Source organism: Floridaenema fluviatile BLCC-F154 (genome assembly GCF_041929135.1).
GTDB lineage: Bacteria > Cyanobacteriota > Cyanobacteriia > Cyanobacteriales > Aerosakkonemataceae > Floridanema > Floridanema fluviatile.
In genome coordinates this window covers 1-16563 of sequence record NZ_JBHFNS010000065.1, presented here as the reverse complement: position 1 = coordinate 16563, position 16563 = coordinate 1, and the positions used below count along the sequence as shown (strand labels likewise).

Annotated in this window: 14 protein-coding genes and 2 tRNA genes; 3 read left to right on the top strand and 13 right to left on the bottom strand. The window is 42.9% G+C overall.

The features are described 5' to 3' along the window. The first annotated feature begins 51 nt into the window (after positions 1–51). Positions 52–795, top strand: coding sequence for a DUF4058 family protein (locus ACE1B6_RS16890; RefSeq protein WP_413258420.1), 744 nt, complete (start codon positions 52–54; stop codon positions 793–795). A 146-nt stretch (positions 796–941) separates the two neighbouring features. Here ACE1B6_RS16890 and ACE1B6_RS16885 read toward each other — a convergent pair. The 4 genes from ACE1B6_RS16885 to ACE1B6_RS16870 form a co-directional block, all read right to left on the bottom strand. Then, a tRNA-Thr gene (locus ACE1B6_RS16885) sits at positions 942–1013 on the bottom strand. 12 nt (positions 1014–1025) lie between these two features. Next, a tRNA-Tyr gene (locus tag ACE1B6_RS16880) sits at positions 1026–1107 on the bottom strand. Between the two features lie 100 nt (positions 1108–1207). Beyond that, entirely contained in the window at positions 1208–2215 is a 1008-nt protein-coding gene (locus tag ACE1B6_RS16875) for a hemolysin family protein (protein ID WP_413258419.1), read from the bottom strand. Positions 2216–2524: 309 nt separating this feature from the next. Continuing rightward, positions 2525–4348 (bottom strand): ABC transporter ATP-binding protein, encoded by a 1824-nt coding sequence (locus tag ACE1B6_RS16870; RefSeq protein WP_413258418.1) that lies wholly within the window; start codon positions 4346–4348, stop codon positions 2525–2527. Positions 4349–4459: 111 nt separating this feature from the next. Here ACE1B6_RS16870 and ACE1B6_RS16865 point away from each other — a divergent pair, with 111 nt between their 5' ends. Then, the gene (locus ACE1B6_RS16865) at positions 4460–4747 is read left to right on the top strand and encodes a DUF3493 domain-containing protein (protein ID WP_413258417.1); all 288 of its coding nucleotides are present in this window, start codon (positions 4460–4462) and stop codon (positions 4745–4747) included. A 414-nt stretch (positions 4748–5161) separates the two neighbouring features. On the opposite strand, the gene ACE1B6_RS16860 is transcribed toward ACE1B6_RS16865, so the two are convergent. From ACE1B6_RS16860 to ACE1B6_RS16820, 9 genes are all read right to left on the bottom strand, one after another. Further along, entirely contained in the window at positions 5162–6874 is a 1713-nt protein-coding gene (locus tag ACE1B6_RS16860) for a DUF1565 domain-containing protein (RefSeq protein ID WP_413258416.1), read from the bottom strand. Between the two features lie 280 nt (positions 6875–7154). Further along, entirely contained in the window at positions 7155–7352 is a 198-nt protein-coding gene (locus tag ACE1B6_RS16855; RefSeq protein WP_413258415.1) for a hypothetical protein, read from the bottom strand. A 25-nt stretch (positions 7353–7377) separates the two neighbouring features. After that, complete coding sequence (locus ACE1B6_RS16850) at positions 7378–8040, bottom strand: low-complexity tail membrane protein (protein WP_413258414.1); 663 nt, start codon at positions 8038–8040, stop codon at positions 7378–7380. Positions 8041–8136: 96 nt separating this feature from the next. Continuing rightward, positions 8137–11292, bottom strand: coding sequence for a translation initiation factor IF-2 (gene infB / locus ACE1B6_RS16845; protein WP_413258413.1), 3156 nt, complete (start codon positions 11290–11292; stop codon positions 8137–8139). Between the two features lie 218 nt (positions 11293–11510). Further along, positions 11511–11672 (bottom strand): hypothetical protein, encoded by a 162-nt coding sequence (locus ACE1B6_RS16840; protein ID WP_413258412.1) that lies wholly within the window; start codon positions 11670–11672, stop codon positions 11511–11513. 55 nt (positions 11673–11727) lie between these two features. Continuing rightward, positions 11728–12036, bottom strand: a complete 309-nt coding sequence (locus ACE1B6_RS16835; protein ID WP_413258411.1) for a YlxR family protein — start codon at positions 12034–12036, stop codon at positions 11728–11730. Beyond that, entirely contained in the window at positions 12033–13334 is a 1302-nt protein-coding gene (gene nusA / locus ACE1B6_RS16830; protein ID WP_413258410.1) for a transcription termination factor NusA, read from the bottom strand. The genes ACE1B6_RS16835 and nusA overlap by 4 nt, the downstream gene beginning before the upstream one ends. Positions 13335–13484: 150 nt before the next feature. Further along, complete coding sequence (gene rimP, locus ACE1B6_RS16825; protein ID WP_413258409.1) at positions 13485–13946, bottom strand: ribosome maturation factor RimP; 462 nt, start codon at positions 13944–13946, stop codon at positions 13485–13487. Positions 13947–14238: 292 nt separating this feature from the next. Beyond that, positions 14239–15726: a hypothetical protein gene (locus ACE1B6_RS16820; protein WP_413258408.1), complete on the bottom strand. Its 1488-nt coding sequence runs from the start codon at positions 15724–15726 to the stop codon at positions 14239–14241. Between the two features lie 241 nt (positions 15727–15967). On the opposite strand from ACE1B6_RS16820, the gene ACE1B6_RS16815 reads away from it, so the two are divergent. Beyond that, complete coding sequence (locus ACE1B6_RS16815) at positions 15968–16327, top strand: PipX family protein (protein ID WP_413258407.1); 360 nt, start codon at positions 15968–15970, stop codon at positions 16325–16327. Positions 16328–16563 lie beyond the last annotated feature (236 nt).

The following is a 16563-nucleotide window of genomic DNA, read 5'->3' as shown; positions in this document are numbered from 1 at the left end:
CTTTCAAGACTGCTCTTACAATAGACTTAATCACGGCAAGAGGTGTGGTTTATGTCGCCCCAATTTCCGGGAATGAATCCCTACTTGGAAAACCCTGAATTGTGGTCAGAGGTTCATTTCGGGCTGATTTCAGTGTTGGCGCGATCGCTAAATGCAATAATTACACCTAAATATCGGGCAGCAGTTGAAAAACGAGTTTATTCAGACACGCTACTGGTTGGTATTCCCGATGTTACAGTATTTCAGCGAAACTCTAAGATGACTGAACCTCAACAAAGCGTAGTTACTTTAAGTGAACCATTCGGAGAAGAAACCCAAGAACGGTTTTTAGAAATTCGAGAAGTCGGAACAGGAACAGTAGTAACGGTGGTAGAAGCACTCTCACCTAAAAACAAGCGGGCAGGAGAAGGCAAAGTAAAGTACAATGCCAAACGCCAAGCTGTATTAAATAGCACCGCTCATTTAGTGGAAATCGATTTGCTGCGAACTGGCGAACCGATGCTTGTGGCAGGAGGAATAGCATCGGATTACCGGATTTTGGTCAGCCGTGCAAATTGTCGCCCTGCCGCAGACCTGTATCCCTTTAATTTGCGAGAATCGCTACCGTGCTTTTTGTTACCTTTACGCCTTGGAGATCGAGAGCCTGTAATTGATTTGCCAGCTGTATTAAAACAAACTTATGAAGAGGCGGCGCTGGATTTAGCGATCGACTACACTCAGCCTCCGATACCACCTGTTAGTGACGATGATTTTGCCTGGATTCAAAGCTTGGACTTAGCTAAAGAAAGCCCGTGATGAAGATTGAACTCGTGACATATCAGAAAATTATTAGGTCAGTTTTAGGTGAGTTTTTATGTCAGATGACTTGATTAACCAGTTTTAATCCAAAATGTAAAGTAAGACAAAAGCCTGAAACCCTTACTGTATAATGATTCTTAAAAAGCCCGTGACGAGGATTGAACTCGTGACCTCACCCTTACCAAGGGTGTGCTCTACCACTGAGCTACACGGGCGATCGTGGAAGGTGGGCCGAGCTGGATTTGAACCAGCGTAGGCATAGCCAGCGGATTTACAGTCCGCCCCCATTAACCACTCGGGCATCGACCCGTTTGATCCACGATTATTAATAGTAGCACTCAAATTTTTGGTTGGCAAGGGGTTGGCGAAAATTTTTTTGTGTTGATTCCCTGACAAAGAAGAGTTTGCTTTAAAGGCGTGACAGCTTAGTTTTACCGACATTGACTCTGGGGGGAATGTCACTTTCGTCGTAAATTTCTCCCACTAACTCTTCGAGGATATCTTCCAAGGTAATTAAACCGACGGTTCCCCCGTACTCATCGACGACGATCGCCAAATGCAACCGCGACTGTAACATCTCCTTAAGTAAACTGGGCACTCGCTTAGTTTCTGGAACATAGAAAGGTGAGTCCATTGCTTCTGTCACCAGCACTTGAGAACAATCTTCCTTTTGGCAATGATTGAGATGTTGCAATGCCCGTTTCAGGTGAACTACGCCGACAATTTCATCTTTGGAATCTTCCTGTACGGGAATGCGAGAAAAACCTGTTTCTAAGCAAAAATTCACCAATTCTTCTAACGTTGCTTCGTGAGAGATTGTCCGCATCTCAATTCTTGGTTTAACTACATCACGGGCAATCAGATTATCCAGCGTTAAAGCTTTACTTAATAACTGATGCTTATCTAAATCCAAGTAACCTTTACCGCCTAAGACTTCAATCATCAATTGCAGATCTCTTAAAGATTCTCCTTCGGGGACGCTACCTCTTCCAAACAGGCGAATTACACTTTGGGCGATGTTTTGAAATAGATAAATTACTGGAGATAAAGGAATAGAAAGCCAGTAAACCGGACGGACTGCTAACTTAAAAAAGGGTATAACATGAGTGATTGCCAAGGATTTAGGCGTTACTTCCCCGAAAATTAACACCAAAAAGGTAATAACTGCTGTGGCAACTCCAATTCCGGTATTTCCTAACCAAAGAGCAAATAGGTTACTTGTCAAAATAGCGGAAAAATTATTTACCAAGTTATTACCAATTAAAAGCGTGGTGATAAATTTGGCGCGATTTTCCAATACTAAAGTAAAAATTTTTCGGGGATCTCCTTGTTCCTTAATTAAGGCTCGGAGTTTAAAGTTGTCTAGTCCGGTAATTGCGGTTTCTGAGCCAGAGAAAAATGCTGATAATAACAGCATGATTACCAAGAATGAAATATCCAGCCAAATATTGCCCAAAAGGGGGCCACTTTGCCCGGTAGTTAGTAAGTAAGTCTGATTTGAGAAGAAAATCACAGGTTGCTAAGGAAGGAAAAAGGCATTTACTCCATCCCGGAAACAAGGTCTGAAACCCTGTTTCTGCATTAACCTTGCTTGTCTAATCACGATTTTGGTGAAAAAACAGGTTTTCTGCGTCAGTCCTACAGGGGACTCAGAGGGATGGAGCAAAAGGTAAAAGGCAAAAGGAAAGCAAAGCTTTCTTTCACATTATATTTTTACCTTTTTAACCTAAATTAGCTCACCTGTTTCTTGGAGTGAGTGGAGACGACGATAAATTCCTTCTTGGTGCAGTAGTTCGGCGTGTGTACCAACTTCGACTATTTGACCTTGGTCTAATACGATGATTTTGTCTGCTTCCCGAATGGTGCTGAGTCGGTGGGCGATGATGATTGTGGTACGGGTGCCTAAGATACTTCGCATTGCTAGCTGGATCGATCGCTCGGATTCATAATCCAAACTAGAGGTTGCTTCATCAAAGATTAGCACATCGGGATTAACTAACAGCGCCCTGGCAATTCCTAACCGCTGTCTCTGTCCACCAGAAAGCCTTACGCCTCTTTCTCCGACTACTGTATAGTAACCTTGGGGCATTTCCTCAATTACTTCGGTAACTCTGGCGATGCGACAAGCTTCTTCTACTTCGGCAAATGTGGCGTTGGGATTGCCATATTTCAGGTTATCGAGGATTGTACCGTTGAAGATGTCTACTTCTTGGTGGACGATCGCCAATCTCCGTCGATAAGCTGTAACATCAAGCTGGCGAATGTCTTCTCCGTCGATGAAAATCTGCCCTTGGGTAGGTTCAAAATACCGAAATAGTAGCTTGACTAAAGTCGATTTTCCCGATCCAGAACGTCCGACTAAAGCTATAGTTTGATAGGGTTCGATTAGCAGGTTGATGTTTTGTAGGACTAGGCGATCGCTACTATAACCAAAACTCATTTTGCTAAGTTCAATTTTCCCAGTAAACTGATAGCTACTAGTAGGAAGCAAACTCTTTTCTGATGAGATTAAACTAATTGCATCCTCGCCAGATGGTTTCTGCACAAATTCATGAAATCGCAGCATCGAAGCATAGCGCCGTGCAAATACCTCTGCTAAATTACTAATCGGTTCTAACTCGGAATAAGCCATGCTGGAAATAGTTAGCGTTGTGACAAAATGCCCTAAAGAAATTTGTCCGCCAACTGTCGCAGCCAAAGTTAAACCCAACACCATAAACACAAAGAATTGAATCACAGTTCTTTGCCAAGTAGTTAGCTTGACGTAAGCTTTGTGAATTCGGAAATCAACTACTTTCAATTCTCTGTCTAAGCGTTGATTTTGCCGTTTAAATTCTGTTGATTCGGTAGCAAACGCTTTGACTGTCTTGATGTTGGTGATAATCTCCGAAGTTCGGCTTTCGGTATTTTCCATATACTTATCTAGCCGTTCTTCTCTCTTCATTATCTCTTGCAAGTTTTTGATGCTAAAGCCTAAAATTAACACGAAAGACAGCAAAAAAAGAATTGCAATTCGCCACTCTATCAAACAAATAATCACAAAAATTCCCAGAACTCTGGCGAGTTTGGGAATTAATTGTCCGGCAATTTCTGGGTAAGTCCATGTGTGATTAGAAATGCCTCTGGCGACTCTTCCGGCAATTCGACCGGGATTGTTTTCGTCATAAAATTCTAAGGGTAAGGTGAGGATTTTTTCTAAGGCTTTTCCAAAATTATCTCGCCGAGAACGTAGGGCGATATCCCAATGAAACCAAGTACTAAACCAAGGTTGAATGGGTGCTCTAACTACGGTGAAAATAAAGATGATTCCTAAGAGCACACTTAGGGATAAAATCTTATTTGCAGGTATCCCGGTAAGTGTGGCTACTGTTGCGATCGCTGTTTGCATTGGTCTATCTAAACTTTGTCCAGATAGCACGTTTAAAATTTGCCCAATAGTGTAAGGCACTATCAGGTCAACGATTTCAAACAAACTCGCAGCGGTGATGCTCAAAAGTGCGATCGTCCGATAAGAACGATAATATCCGACGACATCTGCAAATTTTGCCATGTCTTGGCTTTGGGAACGACAACCATACCCAGTCTTTCCATAACAGCTAACTGGGCTTTTTGTATTATACTTGTATTACAAAACTTTGGCAGCTTCAAAATCGAAAATCAAATGAATACTCCCAAACCTCCGACCCCCGAAAAATACGCCCGCCTCAAAGAAGAGATTAAAGCGCCTTATCGAGGCTTGAGACAGTTTATTTATTTAGCTTTTGGCGCTTCTGGACTCATTGGCGCAGTAGTATTTTTGTCCCAACTAGCCGCAGGTCAAGAAGTTGAGTCCGCCCTGCCTAATTTTGCCCTGCAAGTGGGTATATTAGCTTTAATGATTTGGTTGTTCCGCTTAGAGCAAAGAGCCTCTAGAAAATCTCAGACCAAAAAAGCCAAGCGTGATTTGTAACCTAAATCAATGGCTCAAATCTTAAAAAAGTATAAAGATTTGCAGAAATTTCGCTAGTGTAACGTATAAGCCACACAACTTTACGAAACGCAATAATTCAAGAAACTCGGTAAGAAATATAAAAAAAACATTAACAATTTTAGGATTTCGCGATAATGCTGTCACAATAAAGTTGTCTGAAACGGGGTCAGCTAATATAAAGACCCTGACTATAAAATCCCCCCTGGAATTATTACCAGGTTTTTTGAAGGGGTCAGCCAATATAAAGACCCCAAATCTAGAAAAACTGACAGCTTTTTAAAGTCAGATTAAAGCACCAGCCCAGAGTTACCTGCGGCTGGTGCTTTATATTCGTTGTAAACACTTCAGTGTTTCCTAGTCAAAAAGAAACACTGAAGTGTTTACAACGAACGATTATTGTCCGCCTGCTTCTGATGGCGTATTGGAGGAAACAGTTACTACGTAAGGGGAAGCAATAGCTTCAGCACGTCCGGTATTTACCATTGCCTGATAGACAAAAGCAGCAGCATCAGCCCTAGTAACAACTTGGTTTGGATTTAATTGAGTTTGTTCTGGGTAATTTACCACCAACTTTTGGTTAGTAGCAGCGGCGACAGCTGGGGCGGCGTAACTAGGAATTTGAGCCGCATCTTTGTAAAAAGCCAGCACAGTAGGATTAGCATTGGGCAATTTTAACCCAGTGGCTAAAGCTACTAATGCTTGAACTCTGGTAATTTGTTGCAAAGGTCGAAAATTGCGCCCTTCCCCGGAAAGAAAACCACCGCGGTAAGCAGCTTGAATTGCGGAGAAACCCCAAAAATTACTTTTCACATCAGCAAAATTCATGCTAGGACGCTGAGGTGTAGGTGAAAAAGCCTTTTGAATAATGACGGCAAATTGAGCGCGGTTGACTGGTTCGCTGGGACGAAATGTACCATCTTCATAACCAGTTAAGATACCTTTAGCGGCGAGGGCTTCAATGTAAGGTTTTGCCCAATGTCCTTCAATATCGACAAAAGCGGCGTTAGTTCCACCAGTGGGGGGTTTTACGGTGGCAGCGACAAAGTTGACTCGCCCAGAAATACGACTGCGGTTAATATCATTGCCGATCGCCAAAATAGTAACAGAAGAAGTAGCATTCTGAAGATCGAATTTTTCATTATTGCGGATAATATTGTTACCCGGTTCCGCTTCGGTTCCTAAATCAGGTTCAGCTTTAATGGTGACGACAATACCAGCACGAGCATTATTTTGAATTAAATTATTCCGCAATACTGGACGGGCAGAATCATTAATATAGATACCATCCATGTTTTGCAAAATTCGATTTCCGGCAACTAATGGCGAAGATGTACCGCCAATAGCAATCCCAAAACCTGTACTTTGAAAGTGATTCCGCAGAATTTGACCTTTAGCAGCACGCGCCACAGAAATTCCGTTACCACTATTACGAGTAAACAAATTATTTTCGATTTTGGGATTAGCATCCCCAGTAATAAATATTCCTTCCCGTTTACTATCACTAAAAGTGCTATTAGCAATAGTGGGATTGCTTGATTCAATCCAGATACCTGTACCCCGTTTATTCGGATTAGTTACTGTGACTCCGCTTATTTGGGATTCATTTTCCGCTAGAATTGTGACGTTTTGACCTGCAAAAGTCGGACTCAGATATCTACCACCACCGAGAATCACCAGATTTTGACCTCTAGTGGAATCATCTCCACGTAAAATTACGCCACTTTTAACAGTTAAGGGAAAAACTTCACCTGTTTGGGCGGTGTAAGAACCGGGTGCTAACTGAATGACGGTTCCCGGTTGCGCTTGCTGGAGAGCGAATGTAATAGTACGGTAAGGTGCAGCTTGATTGCCAGCACCAGCACTATCGTTGCCTGTTTGGGGATTTACATAAATAATATTGGCAGTGATAGGTACAGTTGTAGGAGTTGTTTGTTGGGATATTAACTGAGAGTTTGCCCCAGCAGGAAGTAAAACAAAGCCACTAGAAGCAGAAAGCAATAATGCTACTAATCCAGCTTTTAGGGTTTTGGTGGGTTGAATAGATTTAGGAAAATTTTGGTTCAAAATAGTCACCTGATTGATATGAGAAGCTGAGTGTTTAATCATGTTCGGATATGTCAATGCTACATTTTTACACTGGGGCAGAAGAAATTTACCTATCTTAAATGTCGCAAGAGGACTCCGGTTACAGCGCAGCTTAAGGGGAGAGATGTCAAGAAGTTTTTAGTTGTTGGTTTACCATACTTGATCCTGTAGATGCAAGAGCCGTAAGTAGTAAGATTGGTAGAGAAAATTTCGTTTTTAAATGAGAAAACTGCCACCTGGAAAGCAGCAGTCTGGAAAAATGAGCAACTAATTGGTTGAGAGCGATCGAACTAATACGCTACTAATACGCTAAAGTTTCTAAAGTTTCACGAAGATAACGCCGTACTCGGTAATCGAGGCTGGTATTATCTCGATCGAGTTGTTGCTCATATTGCCAGCGTTCAAAACCGGAACAAGAAGCGATCGCTTCCTTAAGATTATCCCAGATTTGAGCATCATTAATATCTGGGATGTTCGACGCAGCAGGTTTTTTAGCCATAATTGTCCCAAAGAGGAATCACAAATTAGGTGGATGAAGTAGACTTGCTATCTTCTATTGTGGATGAATTCGGCTCTTGGCTTAGTGTTTTTGGCGACGATTTTAGGGGTAAAATTTTATCTACCTGAAATCCGGCGATCGTAAAATCATCGGGAATTTTTTCCACTGGGTAAGGTTCTGTAGTGGCAAATGTAGATTCTTTCGTGAGCAACACCCCCACAACACTCAAAGGAATCTGAAAAAACAGATTAGATAACAGAAAAGCCACTCCCGCAACTAACAAAGCCACAATCCGCCATGATGATGTTAAAGGTGAGAATCCCTCTGCTACCGGAGCTAAACTATAAATTTGCCACAGCACCCCAAGCAAAAACAATGGTGCTACTATTGCTCCCACCTTTTCTAAAGGGCGTTTAAATAAACTCAAAATCTTCCTCTGTTCCACAGTTAATGCTTCTGGCTTCAGAGCTACTACCAAAATACAGAAAATATTAAAGGGTTTAACCAACTGCATCCACAAAATTGGAGCTACGCCAATAACTGCAACTAAACTAAATTCCACCCACACGGGCAATAGTGGGTCGCCCACTGCTAAAGAAAGCAGCAATATTCCTAACCAAATTGGAAAAGCTGCTATTCCAGCCAAGTGAATCCACAAGAAGGGTTCAGACCAAAAAGAAGGGATCATAAAGAGATGAGTTTTAAGTGATGAGTTTTAAGTTAGTAACTTAACTCAAAACTCAAAACTCAAAACTCAAAACTATCGAAAACTTTACATTTTCACCTAATTCCCAATCAAAGTCCGACGTTTAGTTACCATGCGGTAAGCTTCGATAATATCGCCTTCTTTCCAGTCGTTGAACTTATCGATGCCAACCCCGCACTCAAATCCGGCATTGACTTCCTTAGCATCTTCCTTCATCCGTTTCAAGGAATCCAAAGTGCCTTCAAAAATCACTTGGTTGTTACGACGTACCCGGACTTTGCAGTTACGGATCACCTTACCAGATTGGACATAACAACCAGCGACCGCGCCTCGACCTACAGGGAAGACAGCCCGGACTTCCACCTGACCAAGGGGTTCTTCTACCAATTCTGGCTCCAGCAAGCCTTCCATCGCCCCTTGGATATCTTCCAAGAGTTTGTAAATGATGTTGTACTCGCGGACATCCACACCTGCTTGGTCGGCGGCTTGACGTGCGCCACTGGCTAGCGTGGTGTTGAAGCCAATAATTACGGCGTTACTAGCTGCGGCTAGGTCAACGTCTGTTTGGGTAACTTCGCCTGGTGCTGCTAACAGGATACGAATTTGTACCTGATTTTGCGGCAGTTGTTGTAATGAACCGATAATCGCTTCTAAAGAACCTTGAACGTCTGCTTTCAAGATTAAGTTGAGTTCTTTGAGTTCTCCTTCTTGAGCTTGTGCCGAGAGGGTGGTGAGAGTCACACCGCGCATCAAGCGAGATTGCCGTTGTTGTTCGGCGCGGGCTTCCGCAATTAATCTAGCTTTCTTCTCATCCTGGTAAACTTCAAACTCATCACCTGCTGCCGGAACGTCACCCAAACCTAACACCTCTACGGCGAAGGAAGGTGTGGCAGCTTCGACTCGCTCGCCGCGATCGTCAATCATTGCCCGAACTTTACCAAATGCCGATCCTGCTACCAGGATGTCACCCACGCGCAAAGTACCATTTTGAACCAACAGGGTAGCCACTGGGCCTCTCGATTTATCCAAGTTAGCTTCCACCACAGTTCCTTTAGCGGCACGATTCGGGTTAGCCAAAAGATTCTCATCTACTTCTGCAATCAGCAGAATCATTTCTAAGAGTGTATCCAAGTTTTCTTTTTGGATGGCACTCACTGGCACCATAATCGTTTCGCCGCCCCATTCTTCTGGGACTAAACCAAATTCGGTTAATTCTTGTTTCACGCGATCGGGCTGTGCTTCTGGCTTATCAATCTTGTTAATTGCCACCAAAATCGGCACTTCCGCCGCTTTAGCGTGACTAATCGCTTCAATTGTCTGTGGTTGTACCCCATCATCAGCGGCAACCACTAACACCGCAATATCCGTCACCCTAGCGCCCCTTGCCCGCATTGCAGTAAAGGCTTCGTGACCCGGAGTATCCAGAAATACGACTTGTTGAGTTTCCTCGTTATGCTGAACATCTACGTGGTAAGCACCAATATGCTGGGTAATTCCACCTGCTTCTCCCTGAGCCACTTTGCTAGCTCGGATCGCATCCAACAAACTGGTTTTACCGTGGTCTACGTGACCCATAATCGTCACCACTGGAGGACGACGCTCTAAGTATTCCAGATCTTCCGCATCGATCATCTCGCTACTCTTAGTAGCTTCTGATTGCTTCTGAGCCGTTTCTACTTCTACACCCAGTTCGTTTGCCACCATTGTTGTGGTAGCCATATCCAAATTTTGAGTCAAATTAACGGCAATTCCTTTCATGAATAACCGTTTAATGATTTCCGTTTCCGCGATTCCCAAAGCTGCCGCTAATTCCTGCACGGTCATATTGCCCGTTAATACTAGCTTTTGTGGGCGTTCTGGTGCTGCTTCTTCGCGATTGCGCCTGTTGTTTGCGCCTCGATTAGCATTTCCCTCCCGTGAAGGTTTGGCTTTTGTTGGTAAATTAGCTGCGGGTGTTGGTTGAGAAGGTTTAGCCGCTTTTGGCTTCGGTGGACGAGCTACAGACAAACTGACTTGAATTGCCGGAGCTACATCACCGAGTTCTGGATCGTCAAAATCAATTTCATCTTCATCAATGATTTGCTTGCTGCGTTTACCCTTATTAGCTGCCAGCTTAGCTGCCTTTTGCGGATGTTCTTCTTCTTCTTCTTCCCATTTCTTTTTCTTCGGTGCTGTCCTGGGTGGGATCGCCACAGGCCGTTTTGGTTCTTTGTCTGTCTTACTGCGTGGTTTGACTTCTAAATCTTCATCTATAATTGCTGGTTCTACATCTTCTGCATCAGCAGCAGTTCTCCCAGGAGATTTCAACGCTGCTGGGGCGTTTGGTCTGACTGGTGGTTTAGGACGTTGCAGTTCTGGTACTGGTGCTACTGAGGCTACTGGGGCTGGTCGATTTGGTTTTTCGCCAGTGGCAGCAACTTTTTCTTGCCGATCGCGTTGTGTTGTGTTACCAGTATCGCGCGAGCGTTGCGTAGTATCGCGTGACGGTTGCGCTGGTTTTGGTTTCTTCCGCGGTGCTTCGCTCTTCGGTTGTCCGATCTTCGGCGGCTCAACTGTTTGTCCTTGTTGGGGTTGAGGCCGTGGAGTTGACGATTGCGGCGGATTCGGACTGGTAGCACTGGTAGCACTTGGTCTAGATGGTGGTTCAACCAGTTTCGGTTTTGCTGCTACGGTCGGAGTGGCAACCGAATTTGGTGATTGTTTAGGTTGATTACCATCTGATTCTTCCCGATCCCGATCCGCTGGTTTAGCAGTTGATTCCTGTTGGGGATTAGGACGCATTGGTTTATTCGGCGCTGTCGGTTTTACGGATGACTGCGTTGGCTGATCGTTCACTGGTGATTTGGGGGGAATTGCCACTGTTGCCCCCTGTGGTTTAGTTGGGTTGTGGTTGGAGATCTCCTGATGCTGGCGAATTCCTAATATTTGTTGTTTTTTGGGAGCATTGGGTTTAGCTCCCGATCCCGATAGCGACCCATTGGCGCTACCCTGTGAGTGGGGGTTATTTCTAGATCCTGATGTTGAGACGCGATTCATTACCTCTTTATTTGGAGAAGAATGCTGAGCGGTATATTTTTCCGCAGCTGTACGAATGCGTTCTGCATCCGCGTCTGGAATGGTGCTGCTATGGCTTTTGACCGGAATTCGCAGCTGGTCGCAAATAGCAAGGATATCCTTATTTTCCAAATTCAATTCCCGTGATAACTCGTAAATTCTGACTTTGCCGTTGTTCATCCACGCTTTCCCCTTGAATCCTACCAGTGGTTACTCTCAATGGAGCCACTGTTTTGATAGTTGTTTACATCATTGGAACGCTGCCTCCTTTGGCGGAGTTCAAATAGTGTTGGTGTTGCCAAGACAAAACCCGTTTGGCTTTTTACTTGACTTTGGCTTCTGAGATTGGTTAATAAATCAGATCCAACTTCTAAATTAGTTGTTTTCGCCTACGTGCGTCAAATAGTCGGATTCCTCCAAGGCGATCGCGCACGCTTCACACCCACTCTTCTAATGTTGCACCAAATTTTTCTTAAATGTGATTCTGATTGCTGATTATTTACTCCATTTTGTTGTTTAATTCTGACTTTTGATGATTTGGCATCCGATGAGGATGGCATGAGGCTACTGATTTTCCACCATTATTTGAGATATTTTTGGGGATAACTCAGTGCCTCAATCCATTACCGGATCGGATGTTGGCTGTTTTAAGGACTGAGGATTCGCTGTTTCAGGCTGATTGGATAAACGTTGCCATAAGGCTTGATATAGTTCTGGGGGTACGGTGCTTCTTAATGTCTTACCCAAGCGATTTTTTTTCTGGGCTGTTTCCAGACAATTTGCTTGGGGACAAAGATAGGCCGATCGCCCCATGCCCTCATCTAATTGTACCTGCCGTGATGGATAGACTCTGACAATTCGCCAAAAATTTGACTTTAAATCTACCTTTCGGCAACTGATACAACGTCGATAGTTAGGTTTCACGCTGATTCTTCGTCTTCTGGCACAGCTGTTGTTTCTTCATCGTAGTCGGTTTCCTCTGCATCACCATCCGCACTGTAGATTCTGATGCTATCTCCTGTTTGAGCCTCAACGCTAGCTGCTTGTCCTTTGGCTAATGCCTCGGCAATTTTTTGATCTTCCGCTGCTGCGTCGTACTTGGCAATATCTTTAATATCGATTTTCCAACCAGTCAACCGGGCAGCTAAACGAACGTTCTGTCCTTCTTTACCAATAGCTAAACTCAATTGATCTTCCGTCACCAGAATGTGAGCTTGCCGACCTTCAGGATTAACTAACCGCACTTCTTCCACTCTAGCTGGACTGAGGGAATTTTGAATATAAGTAGCCGGATCGGGCGACCAACGAATTACGTCGATTTTCTCTCCCCGTAATTCATTAACTACTACCTGAATCCGCGAACCTCTAGCGCCAATACAAGCACCTACTGGGTCTACGTCTCTTTCTAACGTATCTACTGCTATTTTAGTCCTTGGGCCTAGAGAACGTGAGGGTGGATTAGCTTCTCTCGCTACGGCGACTATCCGTACTACTTCGTCTTCTATTTCCGGGACTTCGTTGGCAAACAAGTAAACTACTAATCCGGCAGATGCTCTGGATACTAACAATTGTGGGCCTCTTTGCGGGCCTTCCCGAACTTTTTTCAGGAATACTTTAAAGGTGGCGTTGGCGCGGTAGTTGTCGTTCGGGAGTTGTTCCCGTTTCGGTAGTTCCGCTTCCACTTCTGGTTGACCAAAATTACTGCTAACAGCGAGAATTACTGATTGCCGTTCAAACCGCAAAACTCTAGCTTGTAAGACTGTTCCTTCTAAGTCTTGGAATTCTTCTTGAATTAATTTTCGTTGCTGATCTCGCAGTTTTTGCGACAACACTTGTTTAGTTTGAATTGCTGCCATCCGCCCAAATTCCCCTTGATCTGGGGTGACATCCAATACTACAGTGTCGCTGAGTTGGGCTTCTTCGACGACTTCTTTGACTTCATCAAGGGCAATTTCGTGGTCGGGGTTGGTGACTTTTTCCACTATGCTTTTAGTGGCGAGTACCCGAAAGCCTTCTTCTTCGACATCTAGTTCAACTTCTAAATTGTCGAAGTAATCATCGTCAAAGTGCCGTCGATCCATGTTTTGCGTGCGTCGATAACGTTCGTAGCCTTTAAGAAGTGCTTCGCGCAATGCTTCTTTAACGGCGTGTTTGGGTAAGCTACGTTCTCGACTAATACTTTCTATTAGGTCTTTTAGTCCTGGTAATTTAACGATCGTCACAAGTAAAAAGCCTCCTAAATTTATGTTTCTGTGGTGACAGTGTGGTAGATGAATTTTTAGATTGGCAACTGCTTCCCTAACTTCCCAGAAAACGACAGTGTAGGTAGGGAGTTCAGAAATCGAAAATTGCCCATCTAAAGTTAAAAACTGTTACTCTTTCTCTTCCAGTTGCACCCTAGTAATTAAGGTGCGGGGAATAGCGAAAGCCCGTCCTTTTAGGTTCAAGTAAACTGATGTGTCATCTCGCTCGATCAGTTTTCCTCGCCACTCACTCTTACCTGCATAAGGTTCAGATGTGTTGACAAGTACTGTAAATCCTTTAAAGGAAATAAACTCTCTATCGCTGGATAGATGCCGAGAAATTCCGGGACTGGAAATTTCTAGTACATAAGCGTCTGGAATTATGTCTGTAGCATCTAAACTGGTTTCTAAAGCCCGACTCATCCGTTCGCAGTCATCTAAACTAGTGTCTTGCACAGGGTTACGAATGTCCACTCGCAACACGGGAGGGCTTTGGTTAGTATGAAACACTATTCCCACAACTTCTAAGCCAATAGCTTCAGCAATGGGGTTAGCGATTTCGATAATTTGTGGTACTAAGGGATGAGTCATTCGTCAACTCCAATAAAAAAAAGTGGGACAAATACCCACTTCCCGTGAAAGAATTTTCCTTCAACAAAATCCCACGGTTGATTTCCGGGGATTAGGGAAACCGATTACTTAAGACTTTTGCAGATCTCGCTGATGAGAGATAGCGTCAGTACTACCAAGCTACTTGGAGCGATCTACTGTTCTTTCCACAAGGGTTCTTGGTCTTACTTTTACCGCATCACAGTCTTGATTGTATTCTAACTTACGGATTACCTAAAGTTTTGCTTGACTCTTGTCTGGCGATCGATCGCGTTCATTTTTGCTTGTAGGGAATGATTTCTACTGGTTTTGGTTGAGTTCTTTGCCGCAGTTGTCTGGTTTGTGCAACGATTTGTTCCATATCTTCTTGAGATAGGCGTTCGACGTAATTAATTTTGATTTCTTCGAGCATATCAATTAGTAAGCTCTGAATTCTTTCTATGGTATGTTGATTTTTTACTTCTTGAGCGATCGCTTCTCCTAAATGATTGATTAAATTTCCCGATAGTTTCGCACCTACGGGATCTTCGATCGCAGATGTTAAACCGTGATAAGTTGCTTGGGAAATTTCTGCTACCAATTTTTCGGTTAATTGTTTTGGTAAGTTGGTTATTCCGGGGATAGCTTGCATACTGCGATAAGCTGGTAAGTTTTGCAGCACGCTTTCGATATTATGCTGGAGTAATATTTCAATATCTGGTTGAACTTTCGGCAAGATTCGGTAAACTGCTAACTTGGTAATTATATTACTAATCTCTGCTACTTCATCGGTATTATTCAAGTCAACATAAGGGCGATTTTGCGAGTGAGTTAACCAGTCACTTAAATCTCCTCGCCGAATTGAATCTTGCATTTGATCGATTACTCCCACTACTACTACTTCAATGATTTCTTCGGCAAAGTTAGCAATAAAAAGTTGGTTGAATTGTCTTTGTAATTTTTCAAAACCCCTAATTTGAGAATGTTTTAGCCTCATGTAAACTGGAATAATTCTCAACCAGCGCCAAAATGGTAAGAGTAAGAAAAGATCGTACCACCGCCAAATAATTGCTTCTCGCCAACTTACGCCTTTATGAGTGCGACTAATATAAATGACTCTAGCAATTAATTCTATACTAAAAATCAGGAAAAATATCCAATCAATGCGTTCAAAGAAGAAATCAACTGGTTGACCGCTTTCGCCAATTGGACGAAAGTAATTAGTTTCTATTAATGGTTGAATCTCTCTTTGAAAATAAGCTAATTCTTGTTGCCAACCTCTTTGGGATAAGAAAGGGTAACTCCAAAATTCGCGAAAGGATTCTTTGGCAGATTCGTTAATAAGATGTTGGCGCATCCGGTTTTTAATTTTCTCTAGTGTGCCAGTTTTATTAGCGACTTCAAAGGGATTTGTATCGATCATTTCTGTGCTTTGAAGTTGCAGTTCGGCTAACAATTTTTTTACTTCTGGCGACGGCAATCCGGTTTGTGATATTTGTTCTTCTAGTTGGTTTACTGTATTTAAATATCGTTGTGTATCTCGATGAGGTTCGATGCCTTTAACTGGATCGTACCATTGAGTAATTGGGGGTAAAGGAACGTTAATTGTTAAGTTAACTAGTTTGATGTTTCCTTGGAGCCAGAAATTGCGCCAGGGTATGTATGTCAGATCAAAAATAACAAATGCTAGGTTGGAAAGAGCGATCGCAGCCATCACTCTTTCCAATAAGATTCTTCGCGTTAGCCGTTTCTTTCTCATGGTAAATTTTTCTAATGTTGACATAATTAATGCTCCAGGTAAACAGGAAAGGGAAAAGGGACAAAATTGTTACTTTTGGTTCAGTCAGTGAGAGTAAACACTCTTGAATTTATGAAGTTATTTTATGTTTTTTAGTAAAAATTACATATTAATTGCCGAAAATTAATATCTGTCCATTGTCAGTAAGTCTAATAGATGAGAGAATAGAGCAATTAAGGTTTTCAACTGGCATCTATCTTTAGTAGTAATTAAAAGGTGGTTTCCTGTGGCGATCTTCCACAAAAACAAGTTTAATGCTTTGCTTGATGAGATTAGTCCCCTTGGAGCAAATGTCCATGAAACTACGGAAAATTACTTAAACCATCCCACTCTTGGTTTACTTTATGGGATATGTCCATTGCCAAATAATCAGGAATTGTTCACGACTATTTATGCAATGCGGCTGTTTTTTGTCATTACTAGCAATGGTGTTAATATTCAAGTAGAGCCTATTGGACGTGCTGATAGTAGGTTACTAGTAGAAAATCATTTGCGCCAGTTGCGAGGTCTTGGTGAATCAGAGGAATATGAGAAAATCCTCAATAGATATCAGCAAATTTTTCAGGTAAAAACTGTGGCTTTGTAGAGTGATTAATTTTTGATTAGACTACTGGCAAAATTATTGGTTTCGGATTTGGAATTGCGGGTTTATTATCTACAATTCGCTACTTGACACTCTCCCGTCAAGCTGGCGCTGTGACGGGAGATTCTTGTTTCTCAGAAACACGCTTTTTGGTACAAGTACCACCGAGTCTTACTGCTTCTCCACAAGCTTGAAATTCCGTTTGCCCAACGGTATTTGCTGAGAGAATTTTAATACCC

What these genes read in the sequence shown, in the direction of transcription:
- ACE1B6_RS16890 (WP_413258420.1), top strand. Translation starts at nt 52, where the DNA reads ATGTCGCCCCAATTTCCGGGAATGAATCCCTACTTGGAAAACCCTGAA.
- ACE1B6_RS16875 (WP_413258419.1), bottom strand. Translation starts at nt 2,215, where the DNA reads ATGCTGTTATTATCAGCATTTTTCTCTGGCTCAGAAACCGCAATTACC.
- ACE1B6_RS16870 (WP_413258418.1), bottom strand. Translation starts at nt 4,348, where the DNA reads ATGGCAAAATTTGCAGATGTCGTCGGATATTATCGTTCTTATCGGACG.
- ACE1B6_RS16865 (WP_413258417.1), top strand. Translation starts at nt 4,460, where the DNA reads ATGAATACTCCCAAACCTCCGACCCCCGAAAAATACGCCCGCCTCAAA.
- ACE1B6_RS16860 (WP_413258416.1), bottom strand. Translation starts at nt 6,874, where the DNA reads ATGATTAAACACTCAGCTTCTCATATCAATCAGGTGACTATTTTGAAC.
- ACE1B6_RS16855 (WP_413258415.1), bottom strand. Translation starts at nt 7,352, where the DNA reads ATGGCTAAAAAACCTGCTGCGTCGAACATCCCAGATATTAATGATGCT.
- ACE1B6_RS16850 (WP_413258414.1), bottom strand. Translation starts at nt 8,040, where the DNA reads ATGATCCCTTCTTTTTGGTCTGAACCCTTCTTGTGGATTCACTTGGCT.
- infB (WP_413258413.1), bottom strand. Translation starts at nt 11,292, where the DNA reads ATGAACAACGGCAAAGTCAGAATTTACGAGTTATCACGGGAATTGAAT.
- ACE1B6_RS16840 (WP_413258412.1), bottom strand. Translation starts at nt 11,672, where the DNA reads ATGCCATCCTCATCGGATGCCAAATCATCAAAAGTCAGAATTAAACAA.
- rimP (WP_413258409.1), bottom strand. Translation starts at nt 13,946, where the DNA reads ATGACTCATCCCTTAGTACCACAAATTATCGAAATCGCTAACCCCATT.
- ACE1B6_RS16820 (WP_413258408.1), bottom strand. Translation starts at nt 15,726, where the DNA reads ATGTCAACATTAGAAAAATTTACCATGAGAAAGAAACGGCTAACGCGA.